Genomic DNA, 24,055 nt, shown 5'->3' with positions numbered 1-24,055 from the left:
TGCAGAACCCTTACTTCAGCGCCCCAAACACCTTCTTCAAAATGGCGCTGCCCGCCGCCGCCGGGTTCTGGCGCAGTTGCTGCTCTTGCTCGCCGATCACCAGATACAGGCCGTCCAGCGTCTTGCCAGTGACGTACTGCTCGATGGTCGCATCTTCCTTCTTCACCAGGCCAAAACCCGCCGCCTTGCCCGCAAAGGCGTTGTACTGCTGGGCCAGGCCCACCTTCTGCGTTGCCTGGGAGACGACGGGCAAAAATTTCTGGCCCAACGGGGCACGGGTTTTTTCAGAAAAGAACTGCGTCACCGAGGTGTCGCCGCCCGCCAGGATGTTCTTGGCGTCGGTCACCGTCATGCTGCGCACGGCGCCCACCAGCAAGTCCTTGCCCATGGGCACGGCGGCTTCGGCGGCGCGGTTGATCGAGGTTTCCAGCTCTTCGATGCGCTGGCCCTGGCCAAATCGCTTCATCAGCTTGGCCGCGTCGTTGAGGTAACCCGGCAGCGGGATGCGCACCTTGGGGTTGTTCAAAAACCCGCCAGATTGGCCCAGCAAGCCCACAGCCGCCAGCGCGCCCTGCTCCAGCGCGGCCTTCACGCCGCTGCTGGCGTCGGCATTGCTGAGCTCACCCAGCGACAGGGCCTGCGCCCGCGTGGTGGCCAGGGCGATCAGTGCGGCAAAACTACAGGCCTGGAATTGGCGTCGTTGCATGGAGTGCTCCTTGAAGAAAAAACGGGAAACTCCCCCGAGTGTGCCGCGTGCGACCGTGGGGTTGTAACGGGCCGCTGACCGGGCGCCACCCGCAGTGTGGCCGCGCCACCGATGTCCCCTCTTCCTGCCCCACGGCGCGACAAAAATGCTCTGTAATAAATAGCTAATAGCGCTTGCTACATAAGCGCTTGGGGGAGTTTTCATTGAAATTTCTTTTTTTTCCAACGGCCTGCACCACAAGCACTTTGTTTTTGATAGCTTTTTGCGCTTACTCCATAAGGGCTAGAGCCATTTTTGGCCTCAACTCAGCGGCTGTCACCATCCACGTAGTACCAGCGCCCGGCCTCGCGCACGAAGCGGCTGCATTCGTGCAGACGCACGGCGCGCCCGGCCACACGGTAGCGGGCCACAAACTCGACCTCGGCGTGGTCGGCATCCAGCACGCGGTGGCTGCGCACCGCAAGGCCCAGCCAGTGCGCGCCGGGCTCGAACTCCAGCGTGGCCGGGCGCTGGCTGGCGTGCCAGGTGGCCAGCAAATAGTCGCGCCGTTGCAACACAAAAGCGCTATAGCGCGAGCGCATCAACCGCTCGGCGTCGGGCGCGGGCGTGGCATCGAAATCCTCCACATAACGGCCGCAGCAGTCGGCGTAGACCAGGGCTTTTTGCCGGGGCGACAAAGCGCCGCAGGGACAGGGAGAGGCGGGCAAAAACTGGGGTGGGTGCGGGGTTTGGGGCATGGCAGACGGGCGGTGGAAGCAATCGGCGGGACAACCCTCTGATTATTGAATGCCGCCTGTGCAGCCCGGGGCCCCACGGACGCACCGAGATGAGCACATACAACCGCGCGCAAGTGTTCGCCTTGATCCAGACCATGCCACGCCGGTAGCCAAACCAAGGGAAAACCCCTAAGATGTAAAGTTGAGTAAAAAACTGCACTACTGCAACCTGCGCAGGTGCGGTGTTTTCAATCCTCCAAGGTGAAGTGGCTGACCCGCCTGCGGCGAGCGTCGTCGGATTGCCTTGCAGGTACCTACCCCCTCATCTGGAGTTGCCGTGTTTGATTTTTCTTCCTGGCGCGTGCGCACGCGCCTGACCGTTGGTTTTGGCGTGGTCTGTGTCTTGCTGGTGGCCTCGGTGGTCATGGGCCTGATGGCCATGGGCCGCATGGGTGCGGGCCTCAAAGCCGTGGTCGCCGACCATTTCCCCCGCATCGTGGCGGCCGCCAACCTCTCGACACAGATCGACGTCATCGCCATTGCGCTGCGCAACATGATGCTCAACGCCGACGCTGCCGACCGCGAGCGCCAGACCCAGGTCATTGCCCAGTCGCGCCAAGAGGTCGTTCGGCTGTTTGACACCCTCGACAAAACGCTCACCGAGCCCAAAGACCGCGCCCTGCTGCAACAAGTGAAGGAGCAGCGCGCGCTTTACCTGGCTGGCCAGGAAGAATTGCTGGGCTTCATCAGGAGCGACCAGACCGATCAAAGCCGCGAATACCTGGCCAGCAAGCTGCGGCCGGTGCTGGCAAGCTACAAGGCATCCATCGGCGCGCTGGTGGAATCCGAGAAAAACTCCATCGTGACGGCCGGCACGGATGCACGGGATACCGCCCTGAGCGCACGCAACACCCTCATTGGCCTGGGCGTTACCGCCTTGCTGCTGGCGGTGGCCCTGGGCTGGCTCATCACGCGCAGCCTGGTGCGTGAGCTGGGCGGCGAGCCCCGCACTGCGGCCGATGTGGCCCGTGCCGTGGCCGGGGGCGACTTCACCCAGCCCATTGCCGTCAAAGACGGCGACACCACCAGCCTGATGGCCCAGCTTGCCGCCATGAAAGATGGCCTCGCCCAGGTGGTGTCGCAGGTGCGGCGCGGCTCGGAAAGCGTGGCCATGGCCAGCTCGGAGATCGCACAGGGCAACCAGGACTTGTCGGCCCGCACCGAGAGCCAGGCCAGTGCACTCGAAGAAACCGCCGCCTCCATGGAGCAGCTGGGCGCCACCGTGCGCCAGAACGCCGACAGCGCGGGCCAGGCCAATGCGCTGGCACGCAGCGCCTCGGACGTGGCCGTGCGCGGCGGCGAGGTGGTGGGCCAGGTGGTGCAGACCATGAAGGGCATCAACGAGAGCTCACAGCGCATTGCCGACATCATTGGCGTGATTGATGGCATTGCTTTTCAGACCAACATCCTGGCGCTGAACGCCGCTGTGGAAGCCGCGCGTGCCGGCGAGCAGGGCCGGGGTTTTGCCGTGGTGGCCAGCGAGGTGCGGTCCCTGGCCGGTCGCAGCGCCGAGGCCGCCAAGGAGATCAAGCAGCTCATCAGCGCCAGTGTGGAGCGCGTGGAGCAAGGCAGCGCCATGGCCGACCAGGCGGGCGAGACCATGACCGAGGTGGTGCAGAGCATTCGCCGCGTGACCGACCTGATGGGCGAGATCAACGCCGCCAGTTCCGAGCAGGCCAGCGGCGTGGCCCAGGTGGGCGAAGCCGTGACGCAGATGGACCAGGCCACGCAGCAAAATGCCGCGCTGGTTGAAGAGATGGCCGCCGCCGCAGGCAGCCTGAGCAGCCAGGCGCAAGAACTGGTGCAGGCCGTGGCGGTGTTCAAGCTCGATGCCGGCCAGAGCGGCGCCAGCGCTTACAGCACGCCCACAGCCCGCCCCGCACCCAAGGCTGCCCCGGTGCGGATGCCCGCACCGGCACGCAAGCCCACGGCCTTCAAGGCAGCGCCCGCCAAACCGGCCGCACTGCACGCCCCCAATCCGCCAAAACCCGTCAAGACCGCCAGTGCAGGCGCAGAGGACGACTGGGAATCGTTTTAAGGCACCGGTTGCAGCCCGGCCCTGCGCGGGCGGGCTGCATTGCATTGCCGCACTGAAAGCCGGGAACCTGCCGCGCCAGCAGCGCCCGCCGCAGACGCGTCAAAGGCCGAGGTTTTTTCGGCCGTGCCCGCACGGCGCGTCAACACCCCTGATCAAGGCGCAAAGCAAGGCCATGGCCCAACAGGCGATGGCGGGGCATTGACGGCACGGGTCCGGCGCGCTGTGGCGTGCAAGGCGGGCAGGGGCCATAGAGCCTCCGCCTCTCAGCCCAGCAGGGCGGGCAGCTCGCTCATGTGGGCAATGACGCGCACCGCCCCGGCGGCAAGCAGGGCCTCGGGTGCGCCGTGCCCCACCAGCGAGGGGCTGAAGCCCACCACCGTGGCGCCGGCGGCCACCCCGGCGGCAACGCCCGTCACCGTGTCTTCCACCACCAGACAGCGCTGCGGCGGCACGCCCAGTGCGGCGGCAGCGGCCAGGTACACATCGGGCGCGGGCTTGGTGCGCGGCATTTCGTGGCCGCTGAACACGTTGGCACCAAAGTACGGCGCCAAGCCCACTTTCTGCAGCTGCATTTCGACCTTGTAGCGGTCGGCTCCCGAGGCGCAGGCAATGCGCCCGCCCAGGCGCGCATGCACGGCGCGCACGGCCTCAATGGCGCCTTCGATCGGCTGCAGCTCGGCCTCCAGCAGCGCGTTGCGGCGCGCGTAAAACGCGGCCATCCAGGCGTCGGTCAGCGGCTGGCCGGTGTGCGCCTCGATGCGCGCGGCCTCGCTGCGCACCGTCTTGCCAATGAAGATCCGCATGCACTCGTCAGGCGCCAGCGCCCAGCCGGCCTCGTTCAGCATGGCGCACAGCACGCCATTGGTGATGGCCTCGCTGTCCACCAGCACGCCGTCGCAGTCAAACAGAAGGGCTTCGTAGTTCATCAACTTATCAGGTATTTTTGGCCTCTAGCGCTTATGCATCAAGCGCTATTAGCTATTGTATTTATAGCATTCAAGCCAGCGCGCGCTGGATGATGATCTTCTGCACGTCGCTGGTGCCTTCGTAGATCTGGCACACGCGCACGTCGCGGTAGATGCGTTCGACCGGGAAGTCGCTCACCACGCCGTAGCCGCCCAGCGTCTGGATGGCGGCGCTGCAGACTTTTTCGGCCATTTCGCTGGCAAACAGCTTGGCCATGGCGGCTTCCTTGAGACAGGGGCGGCCTGCGTCGCGCAGCGCAGCGGCGTGCCAGATGAGCTGGCGCGCGGCCTCGATCTGCGTGGCGCAGTCGGCTAGGCGAAAGCCCACGGCCTGGTGGTTGAAGATGGGGGTGCTGAAGCTTTCGCGCTCCTTGGAATACGCCAGGGCCGCGTCGAACGCGCTGCGCGCCATGCCCACGCTTTGTGCGGCGATGCCGATGCGCCCGCCCTCCAAAGCGCCCAGCGCGATCTTGTAGCCCTCGCCCTCGGCACCGATGAGGTTCTCGGCCGGGATGCGGCAGTGGTCAAAGTTGATCTGCGCGGTGTCGCTGCTGTGCTGGCCCAGCTTGTCTTCGAGCCGCGCCACCACGTAGCCGGGGTTGCTGGTGGGCACGAGGAAGGCGCTCATGCCTTTTTTGCCCGCGCCCTTGTCGGTGACGGCGATGACGATGGCCACATGGCCGTTTTGGCCGCTGGTGATGAACTGCTTGACGCCGTTGATGACGTATTCGTCGCCCTCTTTCACGGCCGTGGTGCGCAGCGCAGAGGCGTCCGAGCCCACATGCGGCTCGGTCAGGCAGAACGCGCCCAGCATTTCGCCACGCGCCAGGGGCGTGAGCCAGTCGCGTTTTTGCTGCGTGTTGCCGTAGCGCATGAGGATGGCGTTGACGGGGCAGTTGGTCACGCTGATGGCCGTGCTGGTGCCACCGTCGCCCGCAGCGATTTCTTCGAGCACCAGGGCGAGCGTGACGTAGTCGAGGTGGGCACCGCCCAATTCTTCGGGCACACAGATGCCATAGGCGCCGAGAGCGGCCAGACCCTGATGGGCCTCCTTGGGGAAGTGGTGTTCTTTATCCCAGCGGGCGGCGTGGGGCCACAGCTCGGTTTGCGCAAAGTCGCGCACGGCGTCGCGGATCATTTCCTGGTCTTGGGTCAGCAGCATGTTTGTCTTCGGGTGTATGGGTGTTTTTTGCGTGTCAAGCCCGCAGCCTCACCACGAGGCGAAAGGGGTGCCGTCGCGTTGCAGGAACTGGCCCTTGTGCGCTGGCGTGAGCCGCGCCAGCGTGGCGCGCATGGCGGCCACGCTCTCGGGCGCGGTGAGCGGGGCCTGTTCACCCCCCATCTCGGTCTGCACCCAGCCGGGGTGAAGCGCCACCAGCGTGGCCCGTGGGTAGTCGTGCTGGGCGCTGGCCACCGCCATGTTGAGGGCCGCCTTGCTGACGCGGTAAAGCCAGGTGTGGCTGCTTGCCACGCCGCCGATGCGGCCCAACTCACTGCTGATGAAGGCAAAGCGCCCTTGCGCGGCCTCGACCAGCGGGGCGACCTGCGGAATGGCCTGCATGGCGCCCAGCACGTTGGTGTGCATGACGCGGTCAAATTGCTCGTGCGTGGGCGGCGAAAGCGCCGTGCCGTGGCCCATGACGCCCGCCACGTAGAGGGCGGTGTCGATTTTTTCGCCGTCCAGCATCCAGGCCAGGCCGCTGATGCTGGCGGGGTTGGCCACGTCCACAGTCAGCACGTTTTCCACACCCAGCGCCTGCAGGCGCTCGCGCCCGGCGGCATCGCGCGCGGTGGCCAGCACGCGGTCACCGTCCGCCACATACTGGCGCGCAAACTCCAGACCCAGACCGCGCGAAGCACCCAAAATCAGGACATTTGACATCAAATAGGCCTCTAACCCTTATGTGATAAGCGCGAACAGCTATCAAATAAATAGTAAACCGGGCACGACCCAACAGGTGCCCCGGTGCGGGAAAGTGCGTGAAGCGTTTCCGGGGCGCGGCCAGAACCGCTGGCGCCCTGCCCCGGTCGCCCTCAGACCAGCTCGACCGCCACGGCCGTGGCCTCGCCGCCGCCGATGCACAGCGTGGCCAGGCCCTTTTTGAGGCCGCGTGCCTGCAGCGCGTAGATCAGCGTGACCATGATGCGCGCGCCCGAGGCACCGATGGGGTGGCCCAGCGCGCAGGCGCCGCCGTTCACGTTGACCTTGTCGTGCGGCAGGTTCAGCTCTTTCATCAGCGCCATGGGCACCACGGCGAAGGCTTCGTTGATTTCCCACAGATCCACATCCCCCACAGCCCAACCCGCCTTGGCCAGCGCCTTCTGCGTGGCGCCCAGGGGGGCGGTGGCAAACCACTCGGGCTCTTGCGCGTGCGTGGCGTGGCCCACGATGCGCGCCAGCGGCTTGCAGCCGAGCTTGGTGGCTGTGGATGCGCGCATCATCACCAGCGCAGCGGCGCCGTCGTTGATGCTGGAGCTGGAGGCCGCCGTGATGGTGCCGTCCTTCTTGAAGGCGGGCTTGAGGCTGGCGATCTTGTCGAGCTTGACCTTGCCCGGGCCTTCGTCCACGGAGACCACGGTTTCACCAGCGCGGCTTTTGACCGTGACGGGGGTGATCTCGGCGGCAAAGGCGCCCGAGGCAGTGGCGGCCTTGGCGCGCTCGACGCTGGCCGTGGCGAAGGCGTCTTGCTCGGCACGGGTGAAGCCGTACTTGGCGGCGCAGTCTTCACCAAAGGTGCCCATGGAGCGGCCGGGTTCGTAGGCGTCTTCCAGCCCGTCGAGCATCATGTGGTCGAAGATGCGGTCGTGGCCCAGGCGGTAGCCGCCGCGACCTTTTTGCAGCAGGTAGGGGGCGTTGGTCATGCTTTCCATACCGCCCGCAACCATCACATCGTGCGTGCCGGCCAGCAGCATGTCGTGCGCAAACATGGCGGCTTTCATGCCCGAGCCGCACATCTTGCTGAGCGTGACCGCGCCCGCCTCCTTGGGCAAACCGCCCTTGAACGCCGCCTGGCGCGCGGGCGCCTGGCCCTGGCCGGCCATCAGGCAGTTGCCAAACAGCACTTCGCCCACAGCATCGGGTTGGACACCCGCGCGCTCTACGGCGGCGCGGATGGCGGCGCCGCCCAGGTCGTGCGCCGCCAGGGCAGAGAAGTCACCCTGGAAGGCGCCCATGGGGGTGCGCGCCGCGCCGACGATGACGATGGGGTCTTGTTGCAATGCGGACATGAGAAGGCTCCTTGAGATTGAGGGAATGCTCGGTGATCAGTGGGCAGCGTGGTGGAAACGCCGCTCGGGGTCGTAGGGGAAAACGTCGTACACATGGCCCGCCTGGATGCGCTCTTTGTGCTGCTGCCAGAAAGCCACGTCCAGCAGATCGCCGTGGTGCTGCATGAACACGGCGCGCACGGCGTCGTTGCCCAGCAAAAAGGGGCCAAAGGTTTCGGGAAACACGTCGTGCGGGCCCACGGTGTACCAGACCTCGCCGCTCATTTCTTCTTCTTCGTTGCGCGGCGTGGGCACGCGGCGGAAGTTGCAGTCGGTGAGGTATTCGATCTCGTCGTAGTCGTAGAACACCACCTTGCCGTTGCGCGTGACGCCGAAGTTCTTCCAGAGCATGTCACCGGGGAAGATGTTGGCGGCTACCAGGTCTTTGATGGCATTGCCATATTCGATGACGCTGCGCTCCATCTGCTGGTGCGCGCGCGGGTCGGAAAGGCCGGTATCAAACGCTTCCTGCAGGTAGATGTTGAGCGGAATCATGCGCCGCTCGATGTACAGGTGCTTGATGATGACTTCCTGGTGCCCGTCACCGTCGCGGTCGCTGATTTCGAGCTGGCTGGGCGCGAATTTCTCGATCTCGGCGATCAGCGCATCGTCAAAACGCTCGCGCGGAAACGCGACTTCGCTGTATTCAAGCGTGTCGGCCATGCGCCCCACACGGTCGTGCTGCTTGACCAGCAGGTACTTGCCCTTGATCTGCTCGCGCGTGGTTTCCTTGGGAGGCGGGAAGTAGTCCTTGATGAGCTTGAACACGAACGGAAAGCTTGGCAAATCGAACACCAGCATCACCATGCCCTTGATGCCGGGCGCAATGCGGAACTTGTCGGTGGAGTGCTTGAGGTGGTAGAGGAAGTCGCGGTAAAAAAGCGTCTTGCCCTGCTTGGCCAGGCCCAGGGCGTTGTAGATCTCGGCGCGGGGCTTCCTGGGCATGAGGCTGCGCAGAAACTGCACGTAGGCGCTGGGCACCTCCATGTCGACCATGAAATACGCGCGCGCAAAGCTGAAGAGCATTTGCAGGTCGTCTTCACCAAACAGTGCGGCATCAATGAAGAGCCTGCCATCGTCGTCATGCAGGATGGGCAGGGCAAACGGCACTTCGTTGAAGCCGTTGATGATCTTGCCCACCACATACGCGCCCTTGTTGCGGAAAAAAAGGCTGCTGAGCACCTGGATCTGGAAGTTGGCGCGCAGCCTGACCTTGTCGAGCCGGCCGCGCATGGCGCTCACCACGCAACCGGCATCGCGCGGCAGGTCCACAAACTCCCGCTGGAGCTGAAAGGTTTCGACGATGTGGCACAGCGTTTCGTGCAGGTTTTCGCGCGTGGGATAAAAGGCCCGGTAAGTGGGCCGCGCGGCTGGCTCGTCGTTTTCGATGTATTCGGTGCTGACGGCGGGCCGTACAAAGATGAAGTCGTTGTGAAAATGCGTGCGGTGCAGGATCTTGGTGGTGACCGAGTTGAAGAAGGTTTCGGCCAGCTCGGGCTGGTGGTGGTTGACCAGCAACCCGATGTAGTGCAGCTTGACCTGGTGCCACACATCCATGGGTTGCGCGCCCGCGCTGAATTCCTTTTCGAGCCGTCGGACGCACTCCTTGACGCGCAGGTCATAAAACTCGATGCGCTCGCGCTGCGCCCGCTGCTGGCCGTGCCAGTCGGCGGTTTCAAAACGGTGCTTGGCCCGCGACGACTCGGTGCGAAACAGCCGGTAATGGCGGTTGAAACCGTCCATCATGGCCTTGGCAATGCCGTAGGCCTGGGGGGAGTCGAGCCGCTGCGGAAACATGCACCGACCTGCGCAATTACTGCCGACGGGCCGCCGCGACCCCTGCGATGGCGGCCTTGTAGAGCGACTCCAGGCCCTCGGTGCTGTCCACGCTCATGTGCAGGTTGTTGATGAGCCCGTCTTTGAGGCCATAGCACCAGCCATGCAGGGTGACCTTTTGACCACGGCCCCAGGCGTCCAGCATCACAGTGGTCTGCGCAATGTTGACCACCTGTTCGATGGCGTTGAGCTCGCAAAGCACGTCATGGCGCAGCTCGGGGTCCGTCGCGACAATCAGGTCACGGTGGCGGTCGCGCACGTCCTGCACATGACGAATCCAGTTGTCGGCCAGGCCTACGCGCGTGCCTTCCAGCGCTGCGAGCACACCGCCGCAACCATAGTGACCGACCACCATGAGGTGTTCGATGTGCAGCTGATCCACTGCGTACTGGATGGTGGACAGGCAGTTCAGATCAGTGGGCACGACCACGTTGGCCACGTTGCGGTGCACAAATATCTCACCAGGTTCCAGGCCCGTGATCTGGTTGGCTGGCACACGGCTGTCCGAGCACCCGATCCACATGTACTTGGGCTTTTGCTGGGCCAGCAGACCTGTGAAAAAGCCGGGGCGCTCGCGCTCCATCTGGGCTGCCCAGGCACGGTTGTGAACAAACAGGTCGTCGATCGTTGAAGGCATGTTGTCCTTGATTCGTCAGGGGAGAGCGGATACTCAGCAAGTCTCGGCAAACAGCTCGCGGCCAATCAGCATGCGGCGGATTTCGCTGGTGCCCGCGCCAATCTCATACAGCTTGGCATCGCGCCACAGGCGGCCCAGCGGGTATTCGTTGATGTAGCCGTTGCCGCCAAAAATCTGGATGCCGTCACCCGCCATTTTGGTGGCTTGTTCAGCGCACCACAGGATGACGCTGGCGCAGTCCTTGCGCACCTGGCGAACATGCTCGCTGCCCAGCATGTCGAGGTTTTTGGCCACAGTGTAGGCAAATGAGCGGCCGGCCTGCAGCAGGGTGTACATGTCTGCCACCTTGCCCTGAATGAGCTGGAATTCGCCAATGCTCTGGCCAAACTGCTTGCGGTCGTGGATGTAGGGGACCACGTTGTCCATCACGGCCTGCATGATGCCCAGCGGACCACCGGTGAGCACCGCGCGCTCATAGTCCAGGCCGCTCATCAGCACCTTGGCGCCCATGTTCAAGCCGCCCAGCACGTTGGCCGCAGGCACTTCGACGTTGTTGAACACCAGTTCGCCTGTATGGCTGCCGCGCATTCCGAGCTTGTCGAGTTTTTGCGCAATGCTGAAACCTGGCATGGCCTTTTCGATCAGAAACGCCGTGACGCCACGTGCTCCCAGTTCAGGCTCGGTCTTGGCATACACCACCAGGGTGTCGGCATCCGGGCCGTTGGTGATCCACATCTTGTTGCCGTTGAGCAGGTAGTAGCCGCCCTTGTCCTCGGCCTTGAGCTTCATGCTGATCACGTCCGAGCCTGCACCGGGCTCGCTCATGGCCAGGGCACCCACATGTTCACCGCTGATCAACTTAGGCAAGTATTTTTCTTTTTGCTCCTCGCTGCCGTTGCGGTTGATCTGGTTCACGCATAGATTGCTGTGTGCACCATACGACAGACCCACCGATGCGCTGGCACGCGAGATTTCCTCCATGGCCACCATGTGCGCCAGGTAGCCCATGGCAGCACCACCATATTGCTCGGGCACCGTGATGCCCAGGACGCCGAGATCGCCCATCTTGCGCCACAGATCCATGGGGAACTGATCGGACTGGTCAATTTCTGCCGCACGCGGAGCGATTTCTGCCTGGGCGAAATCGCGCACCGCGTCGCGCAATGCGTCAATATCGTCTCCCAGCTGGAAGTTGAGGCCTGGAATGTTGGCGGGAACGCTCATGAATGTCTCCTCGGATGGATGGAACGGTATGGTTTTTCAATGACGGATGTTTTCGCGGCCAGTGACTGCCATCAGCGTGCAGCCCATGGTGGCCACCAGCTTTTCGTGGGTGCCATCGAGCGCGTAGGCGCGCCCTTCGCAAACAGTGATGGTGCGGCCAGGCTTGAGCACCCGGCCCTCCATGCGAAAGCGCTCGCCACGGGCAGGCGCCAGAAGGTTGATCTTGAACTCGATGGTGAGGACAGCCGCTTCTTCTGGCATCAAGGTCAATCCGGCGTAGCCACAGGCTGAATCGAGGGCGGTGGCCACCATGCCCGCGTGCAAAAAGCCGTGCTGCTGGGTCAGACCTGCGGCCCAATCCAGTTCAATATTCACAGCACCGGGAGCAACAAGACCGAGGCGTGCACCAAGGGTCTGCATGGCCCCTTGCAGCGCAAAACTGTCGTGAACCCGAGCGACGTAGCCTGGCGCCTTGACCTCGAAAGGGGTTGTGCTCACACTCACTCCTGATTTACGTTTACGTAAACGTCAATTATCAACTATTTTTGGTTTTCCATGGCTCGCAGCAATACCCGCGCTTCCTTTTCGTGCTCTTGAACTTCTTCCAGATTCGCCTGAAGGTCAGCCAGCTGGTCTTCGAGTTGCCGCCGGTGAACGACGAGAACATCCAGAAATTTCTGCAATTGCACACCGGTATCTCGCGGGCTGTCGTAGAGGTCAATGATCTCCTTGGCCTCGCTCAATGACAGGCCAAGACGCTTGGCACGCAACGTCAGGCGCAGGCGCGTGCGGTCCCGCGCGCTGTAAACCCGGCTGCGACCCGCAGGTCCATTGCGCTCGGGCTGCAATAGACCCATATCTTCATAGAAACGAATGGCGCGCGTGGTGAGATCAAACTCTTTGGCAAGATCACTGATGGTGTAGGTGTGAGCCATGGTGGCGCAGCATTGCAGTGCCGCTTTGGACAGGAAACTTCCTGCTGCAAACGATGGCCACTGTGCAACGCTGTCTGACGTTTACGTTAACGTCAATAGTACCGCAACTTGCACCATAGGCGATTTGACTACCACTGCCGCCTCTTTCAAATACACGCTGGCGTAAACGGCTTGCCAGCATGAACACCACCGCTTGGGCGATCTAGCGGCCAGCGACCCGAGCTCCCACGGCGATAAGGTGCAAAGCAGACTCACCGGATGCAACGTTTGCCGGCTGGCTTGGCAGGCATTGAGTTTGGTGTGCAGTGTTTTGGCAATTCCAAAGCAGAAACGCCCCCTTCTGATCACAGAGGGGGGCGTTGCTGGGCTGTAAGAGCCTGACGATGACCTACTTTCACACGGGAACCCGCACTATCATCGGCGCAAAGTCGTTTCACTGTCCTGTTCGGGATGGGAAGGAGTGGTACCAACTTGCTATGGTCATCAGGCATAACTGAGTGCTGAGCTGTTACTGGAACAGCTCGGCGAATTCATAGAGTTTGGAATCAGATTGTGTGTTTTTTTGAATGCGTCAACTTGGCATAACAATCTTTGAAGAGAATGTCTGACACATCTTTGGGGGATGTGAAGACAGGCTGTCAAAGTTATAGGGTCAAGCCGCACGAGCAATTAGTATCAGTTAGCTTAACGCATTACTGCGCTTCCACACCTGACCTATCAACGTCCTGGTCTTGAACGACTCTTTAGGGGGCTCAAGGCCCCGGCAGATCTCATCTTGAAACGAGTTTCCCGCTTAGATGCTTTCAGCGGTTATCTCTTCCACACTTAGCTACTCGGCAATGCCACTGGCGTGACAACCGATACACCAGAGGTGTGTCCACTCCGGTCCTCTCGTACTAGGAGCAGGCTTCCTCAAATCTGCAGCGCCCACGGAAGATAGGGACCAAACTGTCTCACGACGTTTTAAACCCAGCTCACGTACCTCTTTAAATGGCGAACAGCCATACCCTTGGGACCGGCTACAGCCCCAGGATGAGATGAGCCGACATCGAGGTGCCAAACACCGCCGTCGATATGAACTCTTGGGCGGTATCAGCCTGTTATCCCCAGAGTACCTTTTATCCGTTGAGCGATGGCCCTTCCATACAGAACCACCGGATCACTATGTCCTGCTTTCGCATCTGCTCGACTTGTCAGTCTCGCAGTTAAGCACGCTTATGCCATTGCACTATCGTCACGATGTCCGACCGTAACTAGCGTACCTTCGAACTCCTCCGTTACGCTTTGGGAGGAGACCGCCCCAGTCAAACTGCCTACCATGCACTGTCCCCGATCCAGATAATGGACCTAGGTTAGAACCTCAAACACACCAGGGTGGTATTTCAACGTTGGCTCCATGAGATCTAGCGACCTCACTTCAAAGCCTCCCACCTATCCTACACAGATCTGTTCAAAGTCCAATACAAAGCTACAGTAAAGGTTCATGGGGTCTTTCCGTCTTTCCGCGGGGAGATTGCATCATCACAAACATTTCAACTTCGCTGAGTCTCAGGAGGAGACAGTGTGGCCATCGTTACGCCATTCGTGCAGGTCGGAACTTACCCGACAAGGAATTTCGCTACCTTAGGACCGTTATAGTTACGGCCGCCGTTTACTGGGACTTCAGTCAAGAGCTTGCACCCCATCATTTAATCTTCCAGCACCGGGCAGGCGTCACACCCTATACGTCCACTTTCGTGTTTGCAGAGTGCTGTGTTTTTATTAAACAGTCGCAGCCACCGATTTTTTGCAACCCCTTTGGGCTCGCCTTGTACAGGTTCACCTACTTGGGGCATACCTTCTCCCGAAGTTACGGTATCAATTTGCCGAGTTCCTTCTCCTGAGTTCTCTCAAGCGCCTTAGAATACTCATCTCGCGCACCAGTGTCGGTTTGCGGTACGGTCGTGTGTAGCTGAAGCTTAGTGGCTTTTCCTGGAAGCAGGGTATCACTCACTTCGGCTGCAAGCAGCCTCGTTATCACCCCTCATCTAAGCCCGGCGGATTTGCCTACCGGGCACGACTACAGGCTTGAACCAACATATCCAACAGTTGGCTGAGCTAACCTTCTCCGTCCCCACATCGCACTACACATCGGTACAGGAATATTGACCTGTTTCCCATCAGCTACGCATCTCTGCCTCGCCTTAGGGGCCGACTCACTCTACGCCGATGAACGTTGCGTAGAAAACCTTGCGCTTACGGCGAGGGGGCTTTTCACCCCCTTTAACGCTACTCATGTCAGCATTCGCACTTCTGATACCTCCAGCATCCGTTACCAGACACCTTCACAGGCCTACAGAACGCTCTCCTACCACGTGCAATAAATTGCACATCCGCAGCTTCGGTAACTGGCTTAGCCCCGTTACATCTTCCGCGCAGGACGACTCGATCAGTGAGCTATTACGCTTTCTTTAAATGATGGCTGCTTCTAAGCCAACATCCTGACTGTTTTAGCCTTCCCACTTCGTTTCCCACTTAGCCAATTTTAGGGACCTTAGCTGGCGGTCTGGGTTGTTTCCCTCTTGAGTCCGGACGTTAGCACCCGGTGCTCTGTCTCCCAAGCTGTACTCGTCGGTATTCGGAGTTTGCATAGGTTTGGTAAGTCGCCATGACCCCCTAGCCTAAACAGTGCTCTACCCCCGACGGTAATACTTGAGGCACTACCTAAATAGTTTTCGGAGAGAACCAGCTATTTCCAAGTTTGTTTAGCCTTTCACCCCTATCCACAGCTCATCCCCTAGTTTTGCAACACTAGTGGGTTCGGACCTCCAGTACCTGTTACGGCACCTTCATCCTGGCCATGGATAGATCACTTGGTTTCGGGTCTACACCCAGCGACTGATTCGCCCTATTCGGACTCGATTTCTCTACGGCTTCCCTATTCGGTTAACCTTGCCACTGAATGTAAGTCGCTGACCCATTATACAAAAGGTACGCAGTCACCCCTAAGGGCTCCTACTTTTTGTAAGCATGCGGTTTCAGGATCTATTTCACTCCCCTCCCGGGGTTCTTTTCGCCTTTCCCTCACGGTACTGGTTCACTATCGGTCGATTACGAGTATTTAGCCTTGGAGGATGGTCCCCCCATATTCAGACAGGATTTCTCGTGTCCCGCCCTACTTGTCTCTACCTTAGTACCACACGTCTGTTTTCGCATACAGGGCTATCACCTGCTATGGCCGGACTTTCCATTCCGTTTTGCTAACAGTCGTGCTATCAATAGAAGGCTCTTCCGATTTCGCTCGCCACTACTTTCGGAATCTCGGTTGATGTCTTTTCCTCGAGCTACTGAGATGTTTCAGTTCACCCGGTTCGCCTCGCATGACTATGTATTCATCATGCGATACCTCTTGCGAGGTGGGTTTCCCCATTCAGAAATCTCCGGATCAAAGCTTATTTGCCAGCTCCCCGAAGCTTATCGCAGGCTATCACGTCTTTCGTCGCCTGTAATCGCCAAGGCATCCACCACATGCTCTTATTCACTTGACCCTATAACTTTGACATCTCTTTCAAGATATCTCAGCCTAATCTTTCAAGGAATTGCCAGGTCTTTCACCTGACGCGTTATGCCGTAAACAATTTCAACCCTTTCAGGTTGTCATCGTATTACTTAAGAATTTCAAACTAGGTTTGAATATTCGTTTTGACGCAATCAAAAATTCTTGTTGCCAGCGGCACGGTCTGCACTAAACCTTTACGAATGTGCAGTTTCCGCCGACAACTCTGATTCGACTCTATGAATTTTTAAAGAACAGCCGATTGATCAAATGATATTGATCAACAACAAAGAGGCCTTTCACATTTCTGCTCAAAGCCGCTTTGGTGTTGAATGACCGAATTACTTCTTGTCGTCGTTGGTGGTGGAGGATGACGGGATCGAACCGACGACCCCCTGCTTGCAAAGCAGGTGCTCTCCCAGCTGAGCTAATCCCCCAGTGTCCTCTTACCGTATCTAGCAATTGGAATTTGGTGGGTCTAGTTGGGCTCGAACCAACGACCCCTGCGTTATCAACACAGTGCTCTAACCAGCTGAGCTACAGACCCATTCCTCAGCCTTGCAAATAGCTTCGCAAGTCTGCGGCTTGTTCCAACAACCGATAAGTGTGGGCGTTCAATTTTGAATGCGGTTTTCCAGAAAGGAGGTGATCCAGCCGCACCTTCCGATACGGCTACCTTGTTACGACTTCACCCCAGTCACGAACCCTGCCGTGGTAATCGCCCTCCTTGCGGTTAGGCTAACTACTTCTGGCAGAACCCGCTCCCATGGTGTGACGGGCGGTGTGTACAAGACCCGGGAACGTATTCACCGTGACATTCTGATCCACGATTACTAGCGATTCCGACTTCACGTAGTCGAGTTGCAGACTACGATCCGGACTACGAATGGCTTTATGGGATTGGCTCCCCCTCGCGGGTTGGCGACCCTTTGTACCATCCATTGTATGACGTGTGTAGCCCCACCTATAAGGGCCATGAGGACTTGACGTCATCCCCACCTTCCTCCGGTTTGTCACCGGCAGTCTCATTAGAGTGCCCAACTAAATGTAGCAACTAATGACAAGGGTTGCGCTCGTTGCGGGACTTAACCCAACATCTCACGACACGAGCTGACGACAGCCATGCAGCACCTGTGTTACGGCTCTCTTTCGAGCACTCCTCTATCTCTAAAGGATTCCGTACATGTCAAAGGTGGGTAAGGTTTTTCGCGTTGCATCGAATTAAACCACATCATCCACCGCTTGTGCGGGTCCCCGTCAATTCCTTTGAGTTTCAACCTTGCGGCCGTACTCCCCAGGCGGTCAACTTCACGCGTTAGCTTCGTTACTGAGAAAGTGAATTCCCAACAACCAGTTGACATCGTTTAGGGCGTGGACTACCAGGGTATCTAATCCTGTTTGCTCCCCACGCTTTCGTGCATGAGCGTCAGTACAGGCCCAGGGGATTGCCTTCGCCATCGGTGTTCCTCCGCATATCTACGCATTTCACTGCTACACGCGGAATTCCATCCCCCTCTGCCGTACTCTAGCTATACAGTCACAAATGCAGTTCCCAGGTTGAGCCCGGGGATTTCACATCTGTCTTATATAACCGCCTGCGCACGCTTTACGCCCAGTAATTCCGATTAACGCTTGCACCCTACGTATTACCGCGGCTGCTGGCACGTAGTTAGCCGGTGCTTATTCTTACGGTACCGTCATGGACCCCCTTTATTAGAAGGAGTCTTTTCGTTCCGTACAAAAGCAGTTTACAACCCGAAGGCCTTCATCCTGCACGCGGCATGGCTGGATCAGGCTTTCGCCCATTGTCCAAAATTCCCCACTGCTGCCTCCCGTAGGAGTCTGGGCCGTGTCTCAGTCCCAGTGTGGCTGGTCGTCCTCTCAGACCAGCTACAGATCGTCGGCTTGGTAAGCTTTTATCCCACCAACTACCTAATCTGCCATCGGCCGCTCCGTCCGCGCAAGGCCTTGCGGTCCCCTGCTTTCATCCGTAGATCGTATGCGGTATTAGCAAAGCTTTCGCTCCGTTATCCCCCACGATCGGGCACGTTCCGATGTATTACTCACCCGTTCGCCACTCGTCAGCATCCGAAGACCTGTTACCGTTCGACTTGCATGTGTAAGGCATGCCGCCAGCGTTCAATCTGAGCCAGGATCAAACTCTACAGTTCGATCTTGATTTTTTTCGCTCTTTCGAGCAACTCATAATTAAGAATTGAAGTGAACTTCACTTCTCTCTCATGAGCGTTTGTAGTGCTAAGCACTAGTTCCAAAGAACTTGGCACTCGCCATCAAACGCCCACGCTTATCGGCTGTATATTTTTAATGAACCAGATACCAAAACAGCAAAAGCTTTCTTGATTTCCTGACTTAGCTGCGATCAGCTGAGCCTTAAATTATAACAGGCTTTTTAATAACCTGTCAACTCGAAGGTCTTTGCACTTTCTTCACAAGCCACCATCTTCGGCAACTCGCTACTCTCAGCGCAGCCTTGAATTATATACCGGGTTTTTACCCAATCAAACCCAAAATCACACCTTTTTGCAAAACCTCACCCCCACCACCCAGATCTTCCCAACAGGGACGCCTCTGAGCAGCGAAGCCTGCAACTATAGCATGGAAAAGTTGACGCCTGAAGCAGGTCGTCGATTCTTTGCAAGTCAGCGGAATACTGATTCCCGTCACGACGCTTCGCAAGCGAAATGCACTGTACGGCATGACCCGCCCCCGCCCAACACCAACCGTCAATGGTCGCTCCCCTGATAATCAGCGCCACCATGTCACTTATCACCTTACTGGACGCCCAACTCGCATTTGGGCATGTCGCACTGCTGGATCACGCCGGCTTTTCCCTTGAAACCGCGGAGCGCGTTGGCCTGATCGGGCGCAACGGAGCAGGCAAATCTTCTTTGCTCAAAATTCTGGGGGGATTGGCCAAGCCAGACGATGGCAACCTGCACGTCCAGCAGGGGGTTCGTATCGCCTACGTAGCTCAGGAGCCGACCCTTGATCAGCAAGTCACCATTTTCAAGGCGGTTTCTGAAGGCTTGCAACATGTGATTGCCGTGAGGGACCAATACCTGTCAGGAGCAGATGGGCTTGATCTCGACGCGCTGCAGTCCGTGATTGAAGCGTACGACGCATGGAACTGGGAGCAGCGCGTCGAAGAGACGCTGCAACGCCTGCACCTGGATCCGGATGCGATCGTAGGGACGCTCTCCGGCGGCACAAAGAAGCGCGTTGCGCTCGCCCAGGCGTTGGTCACACGGCCGGATGTGCTGCTGCTGGACGAGCCCACCAATCATCTGGATCTTGACTCTATTGAATGGCTGGAGGACTTGCTGCTCGACTTTCCGGGCAGCGTTGTCACGATTACCCATGACCGGGCGTTCCTGGACCGGGTCGCAACCCGGATTGTGGAGCTGGACCGAGGACAGCTGCGCTCGTATCCCGGTAACTTCGCTCAGTACCTTGTGCAGAAGGAAGACCAGCTTGCGCAAGAAGCCGTAATTTCAGCCAAGGCAGACAAACTGCTGGCGCAGGAAGAGGTGTGGATTCGCAGGGGCGTGGAAGCGCGGCGTACCCGCAGCCAAAGCCGAATCAGCCGGCTTGAGCATCTACGCGCTCGTCGCGAGGCGCGGCGAGATGTTGTGGGCAGCGTCAAGATGGATGTCGCTACGGGTTCGCAAAACGGCTACCAGGGAAAAATCGTTGCCGAGCTGACCGGGGTTAGCAAGGCATTTGGCGACAAGACCATTGTTCGAAAATTCAGTGCCACGATCCTGCGCGGTGACAAGGTCGGGCTGATTGGTCCGAACGGTGCGGGAAAAACCACCTTGCTGAAGCTCATCCTGGGTGAACTTCAGCCTGACGAAGGCCAGATCCGCCAGGGTGCCAACTTGCAGGTGGCGTATTTTGACCAGATGCGACACGCGATCAACCTGGATGCCACCCTAGAGGACTTCATCAGCCCCGGCAGCGAGTGGATCGAGATTGGCGGACAGCGCAAGCATGTCAAAAGTTACCTGAGCGATTTCCTGTTTTCCCCGGCACGTGCACATTCACCTGTGAGGTCCCTGTCCGGCGGTGAGCGCAACCGACTATTGCTGGCGCGGCTGTTTGCGCGCCCCGCCAATGTGCTGGTGCTCGACGAGCCGACCAATGACCTGGACATCGACACGCTGGACTTGCTGGAAGATCTGCTGGAATCGTATGAAGGCACCGTATTTCTTGTAAGCCACGACCGCACCTTCCTGGACAACGTGGTAACCAGCACCATCGCTTTCGAAGGCGATGGCAACTGGCGTGAATACGAGGGCGGTGTGCAGGATTGGCTGATCCAATCCAAGCGAAGCCGGGCCCTGACGGCGGCTGCGCCCACGCCGAAGGAGCGCGCGGCACAAAATTTGAGCGAAACAACGGCTGAGCGCCTATCAGATAAGCCTGAGCAGCTATCAAAAAAGAAACTTAGCTACAAAGAGCAACGAGAACTGGATCAATTGCCCCAACGCATCGCCGATCTGGAGGCCGAGCAAAAAACCTTGCAGGATGAGCTGGCCGACGGCAAGGTGTACAGCCAGGACGCCGCCAGGGCAGCTACCCTCCACGCGCGCGAAGGAGAAATTGAGGAGCAACTGATGGCAGCGCTCGAACGCTGGTCAGCGCTTTCCACCTGACACGCTGATTTTTACAGGCCACAAGGCGCTCCCGGCGCTTTGCGGGCAGCATCTCAGATGCGGTGGTGCAGGCGGTCGGTGGCTCCGCGCAACCGCGTGATCAAGGCGGAGGCAATCTGGTTCAACGGAAGCACCTCATCTGCCGCACCGTGGCCAATGGCCTCGCGCGGCATGCCAAACACGATGCAACTCGCTTCATCCTGCACATAGTTGTAGCTGCCTGCGTCCTTCATCTCCTTCATCGCAGCCGCTCCATCGTTGCCCATGCCCGTGAGCATGATGCCGAATGCATTGCGGCCCACCACGGCAGCCGCAGATTTGAAGAGCACCTCCACCGATGGCTTGTGACGATTGACTGGTGCGCCATCGTCCACCACCGCGACATAATTGGCGCCACTGCGCGCCACATGAAACTGGGTGCCACCGGGGGCAATATAGGCATGCCCCGGAAGGATGCGCTCACCATTGACCGCTTCCTTGACCGTGATCTGACACAAGCCATTGAGCCGCGCCGCAAAACTGGTGGTAAAGCCGGGCGGCATGTGCTGGGTGATCACAATCGCCGGCGAGTCTGCCGGCATCTGCACCAGCACTTCGCGAATTGCCTCCGTGCCGCCGGTCGATGCACCGATGCAAATCAGCTTTTCTGTCGACAACCGGCCCAGCAACGCCGTTGCTGGTGCAGGATGAGCAACCCCACCGGACGAAGCGGACGCAGCCACCTCACGCGGCGCAGAACGGCGCACCTGGGCCACCGCGGCCACCCGGATCTTGTCTACGATCAGGGAGGCGAGCTCATTGATTCCGCTCGCCAGCCCCACGCGCGGCTTGGCCACAAAATCCACGGCACCCAACTCCAGCGCTTTCATGGTGACCTCTGCACCGCGCTCTGTCAGGGTGGAAATCATCACCACCGGCATAGGTCGCAAGCGCATCAATCGGCCAAGAAAATCAATGCCGTCCATGCGCGGCATCTCAACGTCCAAGGTGATCACATCGGGGTTCAGTTCGCGAATCATTTCGCGTGCGACCAGTGGATCGTTCGCCGTGCCAACGCACTCCATGTCCCTCTGTCGGTTGATGATTTCCGCGAGCAAGCTGCGCACCAGCGCCGAATCATCCACCACCACCACTCGAATTTTCTTGCTCATTCCCTCACACCTTCCTCAAAACAGATCCACCGAACCACCAGATGTGGTCTTGGCAACGATCGCTGCATTGCCGCGAACCTCCTGAGCCACAAGTGTTTCGGGGTGGGTATGGGCCAGCCGCTTGACCATGGCTTTGCCGGTTACGGGGAAAAAAACCACTTTGCGTGGATAGATATCCAGCACGTCCTCAGACATGATGGGGATACGTTCCGTCTGAAGATAGTTCAGCACGAAATTGGTGTTGCGCTCTCCCACATTCATCGTGGTGAAGTTGTGCATGACCTGGGCTCCGCCAAAAATCTTGGCTTGCATCGTCTCACGCCGGGCGCCGAGCTTGAGCATCTCGTTGATCAGCAACTCCATGGCGTAAGACCCATAGCGGCCCGAGGCATCTGCCATATCCCCGTCTGGAAGCATGAAATGGTTCATTCCACCAATGCGGGCTCTGCTGTCCCACAGGCAAGCCGCAATGCATGACCCCAGCACCGTCATGATGATCATGTTCTCGTCCGACACAAAGTATTCACCCGGCAACACCTTCACAGCGTTGTGCTGGAAATGATGGTCGGCGTAAAAAAACGATGCCTCACCAGGTTTGCGCGCCTGGGCTTTCAACCCCTGCAGCGACGACTCTTTCGCAACCGCAGTGCCAGTGGAGTAAACGTCTGCGCTCAAGGGGGCAATGCGCGGCGCACGCCGCCGCTCTGTGGTGTCAAATGCCATGGGAATGGCTCCCTGAAAGACCAGTGGCCAAATGGCGCCGGATCATAGGTTGGTCGTGGAAACTGCGTGGCATCAGTGAGGCTGTCAACGCCGTTCGTACACCGTTTTTCCACGCAGGGTAAAGAGATCCCGTGATTCGCTGAAATTTTCGGCATGGCCAACGAACAACATTCCGCCCGGCTTGAGCACCCGATGGATTCGCTCCAGCACCTTCCGCTGGGTCGGGGCGTCAAAATAAATCATGACATTGCGACAAAAAACCACATCAAAAGGCTCCCGGAAAGGCCAATCGTCGCGGATCAGGTTCACGCTGATGAACTCGATTGCCTTACGCATCTCGGGTTTGGCGCGAACCATGCCTTCATTGCCGGCCTTTCCACGCAGGAAAAAATGCCGAAGGCGCTCGGGGCTGAGCCCTTTGACGTTGTCCACCCGATAAACACCTTGTGACGCAGTCGCCAGTACGCGCGAGTCGATATCACTGGCCGTCAGCTTGAAAGGCGCATTCGGGCCCAGCGCTTCCAGCGCAGTCATGACAATGGAATAGGGCTCTTCCCCGGTGGATGCCGCATTGCACCAAACCCGCCACGGCGTGCCAGAAGGCTTGCTCTTCAGATGCGCAGCAAAAATTTCAAAATGGTGCTGTTCACGGAAAAATGCCGTCAAATTGGTGGTCAAGGCATTCACGAACTCTTGCCACTCGGGACCGTCATGCTTTTCCAGCCAGCTCAGATACTCGTTAAAGCTCGTATGCCCCGTCTCCCTGAGGCGACGCGAGAGTCGGCTGTAAACCATTGCGTGCTTGCCATCGTGCAAACTGATGCCAGCGCGCTGGTAAATGAGCCCCTGGACCCGCGCGAAATCGGCCGTTGTCCAGACAAATTCACGCCCTTGCGAAAGGGGGCCGGAGGACGCCGTTGCAGCAACGGCAGTATCCGCCCTGCCGGAAAGAGTGCGCGTTCGCGCCGCAGTTGAAGCGGTGGCAGTCGAGGACATGTGTTTCCTGTTCGCTCCATAGGGCCAGTGAAAAAACTCACCGGCCTGTGTTTCCCTGGGCCAACATTTGAATGGCCCAATCGTGCTACTCGTCCGTAGTCACCAAACCCATGTCCACACTGGACATCAATTTTTCAATGTCCAGCAGGATGAGCATGCGCTCGCCTACCGAGCCCAGACCCAAGATACAACTGTTGTCGATGGCGCTTTCAATATCGGGGGCGGCGCGAACACTGCCCGAGGCCAGTTCCATGACATCGCTGACCGAGTCCACCACAATCCCGACCACACGCTGACGCAAATTCAGAATGATCACCACCGTAAAGGTGTTGTAGTCGGCCTGGGTGCAGTTGAACTTGATGCGCATGTCCACGATGGGCACGATCGTTCCCCGCAAATTGACCACGCCTTTGATGAACTCTGGTGCATTGGCAATGCGGGTGGGAGGCTCGTAACCCCGAATTTCCTGAACCTTCAGGATGTCGATGCCGTACTCTTCCTGGTCGAGCCTGAACGTCAGATACTCCCGGGCACTGGACGCAGTGGTTTCTTCTGATTTTTCCATCACACTCATGGTGATTCTTCCTTTC

17 protein-coding genes, 2 tRNA genes and 3 rRNA genes are annotated in these 24,055 nt (G+C 59.1%); 2 read left to right on the top strand and 20 right to left on the bottom strand.

Annotated features, from left to right (window positions below; genetic code table 11):
• Positions 1–10: 10 nt before the first annotated feature.
• A complete protein-coding gene (locus K226_RS0106355; RefSeq protein WP_024814008.1) occupies positions 11–706 on the bottom strand; it encodes a DUF4197 domain-containing protein in 696 nt (231 codons plus the stop codon).
• Between the two features lie 305 nt (positions 707–1,011).
• Positions 1,012–1,443 carry a YchJ family protein gene (locus K226_RS0106350; RefSeq protein WP_024814007.1) on the bottom strand — a complete coding sequence of 144 codons (432 nt, stop codon included), beginning with the start codon at positions 1,441–1,443 and terminating at the stop codon, positions 1,012–1,014.
• A gap of 316 nt (positions 1,444–1,759) precedes the next feature.
• Between K226_RS0106350 and K226_RS20390 the strand changes: the two genes are divergently transcribed.
• Positions 1,760–3,520, top strand: coding sequence for a methyl-accepting chemotaxis protein (locus K226_RS20390; RefSeq protein ID WP_024814006.1), 1,761 nt, complete (start codon positions 1,760–1,762; stop codon positions 3,518–3,520).
• Between the two features lie 263 nt (positions 3,521–3,783).
• Here the strand turns inward: K226_RS20390 and K226_RS0106340 are convergent, their stop codons facing one another.
• The 14 genes from K226_RS0106340 to K226_RS0106275 all read right to left on the bottom strand — a co-directional run bounded on the left by K226_RS0106340 (position 3,784) and on the right by K226_RS0106275 (position 18,090).
• Complete coding sequence (locus K226_RS0106340) at positions 3,784–4,446, bottom strand: HAD family phosphatase (protein ID WP_011806863.1); 663 nt, start codon at positions 4,444–4,446, stop codon at positions 3,784–3,786.
• Positions 4,447–4,516: 70 nt separating this feature from the next.
• Positions 4,517–5,647 carry an acyl-CoA dehydrogenase family protein gene (locus tag K226_RS0106335; RefSeq protein WP_024814005.1) on the bottom strand — a complete coding sequence of 377 codons (1,131 nt, stop codon included), beginning with the start codon at positions 5,645–5,647 and terminating at the stop codon, positions 4,517–4,519.
• 48 nt (positions 5,648–5,695) lie between these two features.
• The gene (locus K226_RS0106330; protein ID WP_024814004.1) at positions 5,696–6,367 is read right to left on the bottom strand and encodes an SDR family oxidoreductase; all 672 of its coding nucleotides are present in this window, start codon (positions 6,365–6,367) and stop codon (positions 5,696–5,698) included.
• 152 nt (positions 6,368–6,519) lie between these two features.
• Complete coding sequence (locus tag K226_RS0106325) at positions 6,520–7,713, bottom strand: acetyl-CoA C-acyltransferase (RefSeq protein WP_024814003.1); 1,194 nt, start codon at positions 7,711–7,713, stop codon at positions 6,520–6,522.
• 36 nt (positions 7,714–7,749) lie between these two features.
• Positions 7,750–9,549 (bottom strand): bifunctional isocitrate dehydrogenase kinase/phosphatase, encoded by a 1,800-nt coding sequence (gene aceK / locus K226_RS0106320; RefSeq protein WP_024814002.1) that lies wholly within the window; start codon positions 9,547–9,549, stop codon positions 7,750–7,752.
• Between the two features lie 16 nt (positions 9,550–9,565).
• A complete protein-coding gene (gene can / locus K226_RS0106315) occupies positions 9,566–10,225 on the bottom strand; it encodes a carbonate dehydratase (protein WP_024814001.1) in 660 nt (219 codons plus the stop codon).
• Between the two features lie 33 nt (positions 10,226–10,258).
• Positions 10,259–11,449, bottom strand: a complete 1,191-nt coding sequence (locus tag K226_RS0106310; RefSeq protein ID WP_024814000.1) for an isovaleryl-CoA dehydrogenase — start codon at positions 11,447–11,449, stop codon at positions 10,259–10,261.
• 36 nt (positions 11,450–11,485) lie between these two features.
• Positions 11,486–11,869 carry a PaaI family thioesterase gene (locus K226_RS0106305; RefSeq protein WP_114656824.1) on the bottom strand — a complete coding sequence of 128 codons (384 nt, stop codon included), beginning with the start codon at positions 11,867–11,869 and terminating at the stop codon, positions 11,486–11,488.
• A 119-nt stretch (positions 11,870–11,988) separates the two neighbouring features.
• A complete protein-coding gene (locus K226_RS0106300; protein WP_024813998.1) occupies positions 11,989–12,384 on the bottom strand; it encodes a MerR family DNA-binding transcriptional regulator in 396 nt (131 codons plus the stop codon).
• Positions 12,385–12,759: 375 nt separating this feature from the next.
• Positions 12,760–12,872, bottom strand: a 5S ribosomal RNA gene (gene rrf, locus K226_RS0106295).
• A gap of 160 nt (positions 12,873–13,032) precedes the next feature.
• Positions 13,033–15,911, bottom strand: a 23S ribosomal RNA gene (locus K226_RS0106290).
• 369 nt (positions 15,912–16,280) lie between these two features.
• A tRNA-Ala gene (locus tag K226_RS0106285) sits at positions 16,281–16,356 on the bottom strand.
• Between the two features lie 33 nt (positions 16,357–16,389).
• A tRNA-Ile gene (locus tag K226_RS0106280) sits at positions 16,390–16,466 on the bottom strand.
• A 91-nt stretch (positions 16,467–16,557) separates the two neighbouring features.
• Positions 16,558–18,090, bottom strand: a 16S ribosomal RNA gene (locus K226_RS0106275).
• Together the 16S, 23S and 5S rRNA genes with 2 tRNA genes alongside form the textbook arrangement of a ribosomal RNA operon.
• Positions 18,091–18,696: 606 nt before the next feature.
• Between K226_RS0106275 and K226_RS0106270 the strand changes: the two genes are divergently transcribed.
• A complete protein-coding gene (locus K226_RS0106270; RefSeq protein ID WP_024813997.1) occupies positions 18,697–20,595 on the top strand; it encodes an ATP-binding cassette domain-containing protein in 1,899 nt (632 codons plus the stop codon).
• A gap of 53 nt (positions 20,596–20,648) precedes the next feature.
• Here K226_RS0106270 and K226_RS0106265 read toward each other — a convergent pair whose 3' ends face one another.
• From K226_RS0106265 to K226_RS0106250, 4 genes are all read right to left on the bottom strand, one after another.
• Positions 20,649–21,746: a chemotaxis response regulator protein-glutamate methylesterase gene (locus tag K226_RS0106265; protein WP_024813996.1), complete on the bottom strand. Its 1,098-nt coding sequence runs from the start codon at positions 21,744–21,746 to the stop codon at positions 20,649–20,651.
• Between the two features lie 15 nt (positions 21,747–21,761).
• Positions 21,762–22,469, bottom strand: a complete 708-nt coding sequence (gene cheD / locus K226_RS0106260; protein WP_051463464.1) for a chemoreceptor glutamine deamidase CheD — start codon at positions 22,467–22,469, stop codon at positions 21,762–21,764.
• 84 nt (positions 22,470–22,553) lie between these two features.
• Positions 22,554–23,465, bottom strand: a complete 912-nt coding sequence (locus K226_RS0106255; RefSeq protein ID WP_024813994.1) for a CheR family methyltransferase — start codon at positions 23,463–23,465, stop codon at positions 22,554–22,556.
• Positions 23,466–23,550: 85 nt separating this feature from the next.
• Entirely contained in the window at positions 23,551–24,039 is a 489-nt protein-coding gene (locus K226_RS0106250) for a chemotaxis protein CheW (protein ID WP_024813993.1), read from the bottom strand.
• Between the last annotated feature and the right edge of the window lie 16 nt (positions 24,040–24,055).

The sequence above is a fragment of the Acidovorax sp. JHL-3 genome, from assembly GCF_000526295.1.
In the GTDB taxonomy this organism is placed as follows: Bacteria; Pseudomonadota; Gammaproteobacteria; order Burkholderiales; family Burkholderiaceae_C; genus Acidovorax; species Acidovorax defluvii.
This window is presented reverse-complemented; position numbering and strand designations above follow the sequence as displayed.